Raw genomic sequence first — 3,304 nt, forward strand, 5'->3', positions numbered from 1 at the left:
GCCGAGCACCACCGGCCCCTCGTGCGCGAGCACCGCCTCCCGCAGCCCCGCCTCGGGCAGACACCCAGCACGCCGTGCGGATGGCCGCGGACGACCTCGGCGGTGAGGCTCCGCAGGATCCGCATCTTGGGGTCGGTGAGATCGGCGGGGTCCCCGGGACCCGGGCCGAGCACCACCGGCCCCTCGTGCGCGAGCACCGCCTCCCGCAGCCCCGCCTCGTCGTATCGCCGGACGGTCACCTCCAGTCCGCTCGAGCGCAGCACATGCGCGAGCATCGCCGTGAAGGTGTCCTCGCCGTCGACGACCAGGGCGTGCCCGGTGAGCTCCTCGGAGCGCTCCTGCATCCGCAGCCAGAACGGCGCCAGCGACGCCCGGCGCCCGTCGAGCGCGGCACGCACGCGTGGATCCTCGGCGAGCCTCGGCCGCACGGACTCCGCACGCGGCCTGCCCGGCCGTACGCCCAGGGCCGCCAGCACCCCCGCCGCCTTCGCGTGCGTCTCCGCGACCTCACTCGCCGGGTCGGACCCGCGCACGAGCGTGGCGCCCACCGGCACCCGCAGCCCGCCGTCCGCGTCGATGTCGGCGGTACGGATGAGGATGGGGGAGTCGAGGGTCTGCGCCCCGCCGGAATCCCGCCCGAGGAGGGCCAGCGCCCCGGCGTAGTAGCCACGCCCCCCGACCTCGTGCCGCTCGATCACCCGGCAGGCGTTCTGCACCGGCGAGCCGGTGACGGTCGCCGCGAACATAGTCTCCCTCAGCACCTCCCGCACATCCAGCGAGGACTTCCCGCGCAGCTCGTACTCGGTGTGCGCGAGGTGCGCCATCTCCTTCAGCCGGGGCCCGACCACGATGCCGCCCATGTCGCCGACGGTGCACATCATCTTGAGCTCCTCGTCGACGACCATCGACAGCTCCTCGATCTCCTTGCCGTCGGCGAGGAAGCCGAGCAGATGCTCCGGGGTCGGCCCCTCGGCGGGGTAGCGGTAGGTGCCGCTGATCGGGTTCATGACGACCGTGCCGCCGGACATCCGGACGTGCACCTCCGGGCTCGCCCCGACCAGCGTCCGGTCCCCGGTGTGCACGACGAACGTCCAGTACGCGCCCCGCTCGCCCTCCAGCAGCCGCCGGAACAGCGCCAACGCGTCGGCCCGGCCGAACCCGGGGATCCCACCCTCGTACGTCCGCCGGATCACGAAGTTCGCGCCCTCGCCCCGCCCGATCTCCTCCCGCAGCACCCGCCCGACGATCTCCGCGTACTCCTCGTCACCGACGTCGAAGCCACCGCCCTCGACCCGCACGTCATGCCCCGGGAGCTGTTCCAGGGCGTCCGCCAGCGGGATCGCGTACGACTCCTCGGGCGTCAGCACCGCCAGGGGCGTGCCGTCGTCGCGGGCGTCGAAGCCGCGCTCGCGGATCTGCCGGAAGGGGACGAGCGCGAGGCCCTCGCCGGGGAGGTCGGCGAGCCGGTCGTACGTGGCGACCGGGCCGATCAGGACCTCGACCTGATCATGGTCCTGGCCCGGGGTGCGGCGGCGCAGCAGGGCGAACGGGCGGGAGTCGTCCGGCAAGCCGAGCAAGTTCATGGGTCCGTACTCCATCTCGGTGAGAGAGGAACGGACCCCGGGAAACACCGAAGGCCGCCCCTCGGGCGGCCTTCGCGAAGTCTGTCGTACGCGCAGTCAGCGGGCCGCCGGATGAGCGGTCCACCACCAGGTCTGGGTCGAGTGCGCGAACATGCGACGCACCCTATCCCATGTCCGAGGAGCGTACGCGGTGTCTCAATTGCTGGGCATGGGTCAGGACGCCCGACACGACCCCGTAATGTTGAGGTCGTGACCGTGAACGCTAAGACCAGCGCGAGTGCTGGCAACACCTGGCGAGACCTGCCCGCGGCGCAGCAGCCCGAGTACCCCGACACCGAGGCTCTGCGCGCAGTCGTTGCGGACCTCGAGTCGTATCCGCCGCTCGTCTTCGCGGGCGAGTGCGACCAGCTGCGTGCCCGGATGGCGGCCGTCGCCAAGGGAGAGGCGTTCCTCCTCCAGGGCGGCGACTGCGCCGAGGCCTTCGACGCGGTGTCCGCGGACCACATCCGCAACAAGCTGAAGACGTTGCTCCAGATGGGCGCCGTGCTCACGTACGCCGCGTCCGTGCCCGTGGTGAAGGTCGGCCGGATCGCCGGCCAGTACTCCAAGCCGCGCTCCAAGGGCACCGAGACCCGCGACGGCGTGACCCTGCCGACCTACCGCGGCGACTCGGTGAACGGCTTCGACTTCAACGAGGCCGCCCGTATCCCGGATCCCGAGCGCCTGAAGCGGATGTACCACGCGTCCGCCTCCACGCTGAACCTGGTGCGCGCCTTCACCACCGGCGGCTACGCCGACCTGCGCCAGGTGCACGCCTGGAACCAGGACTTCGTGAAGTCGTCCCCGTCGGGACAGCGCTACGAGCAGCTGGCGCGCGAGATCGATCAGGCGCTGAACTTCATGCACGCCTGCGGGGCCGACCCGGAGGAGTTCAAGACGGTCGAGTTCTACGCCTCGCACGAGGCGCTGCTGCTCGACTACGAGTCCGCCCTGACCCGGGTCGACTCGCGCACCGGACAGCTGTACGACGTCTCCGGGCACATGGTGTGGATCGGTGAGCGCACCCGGCAGCTGGACCACGCGCACGTCGAGTTCGCCTCGAAGATCCGCAACCCGATCGGCATCAAGCTGGGCCCGACGACCACGGCCGAGGACGCGCTGCAGTACATCGAGCGCCTCGACCCGGAGCGTGAGCCGGGCCGGCTGACCTTCATCGTCCGCATGGGCGCCGACAAGGTCCGCGACAAGCTCCCCGAGCTGGTCGAGAAGGTCACCGCCTCGGGCGCCACCGTGGCCTGGGTGACCGACCCGATGCACGGCAACACCTTCGAGGCGGCCTCCGGGCACAAGACCCGCCGCTTCGACGACGTGCTCGACGAGGTCAAGGGCTTCTTCGAGGTCCACAAGGCGCTCGGCACCCACCCGGGCGGCATCCACGTGGAGCTCACCGGCGACGATGTCACCGAGTGCGTGGGCGGCGGCGACGAGATCTTCGTCGACGATCTGCACCAGCGCTACGAGACGGCCTGCGACCCGCGGCTCAACCGCAGCCAGTCGCTCGACCTGGCGTTCCTCGTGGCCGAGATGTACAGGGACCAGTAACGGGATCGCCTGTTACCCGGACATGGACTGGGGCGCGGATCACACGATCCGCGGCCCACCCCACGGTTTTTGGTACCACCCCCCGGGGTATGGTATGGTTTCGGCACCGAACAAAGCGT

General features: G+C 70.9%; 3 protein-coding genes. 1 reads left to right on the top strand and 2 read right to left on the bottom strand.

Annotated features, from left to right (window positions below; translation table 11 throughout):
• A partial coding sequence (locus ACWIF2_RS29300) for a chorismate-binding protein (protein ID WP_454363774.1) occupies positions 1 to 1,583 on the bottom strand: 1,583 nt, incomplete at its 3' end.
• Between the two features lie 96 nt (positions 1,584 to 1,679).
• Entirely contained in the window at positions 1,680 to 1,736 is a 57-nt protein-coding gene (locus ACWIF2_RS29305) for a trp operon leader peptide (RefSeq protein WP_078625594.1), read from the bottom strand.
• 96 nt (positions 1,737 to 1,832) lie between these two features.
• Here ACWIF2_RS29305 and ACWIF2_RS29310 point away from each other — a divergent pair, with 96 nt between their 5' ends.
• Positions 1,833 to 3,185, top strand: coding sequence for a class II 3-deoxy-7-phosphoheptulonate synthase (locus ACWIF2_RS29310; protein WP_391114769.1), 1,353 nt, complete (start codon positions 1,833 to 1,835; stop codon positions 3,183 to 3,185).
• The last annotated feature ends 119 nt before the right edge of the window (positions 3,186 to 3,304 follow it).

It is taken from the genome of Streptomyces sp. NPDC055506 (assembly GCF_053643595.1).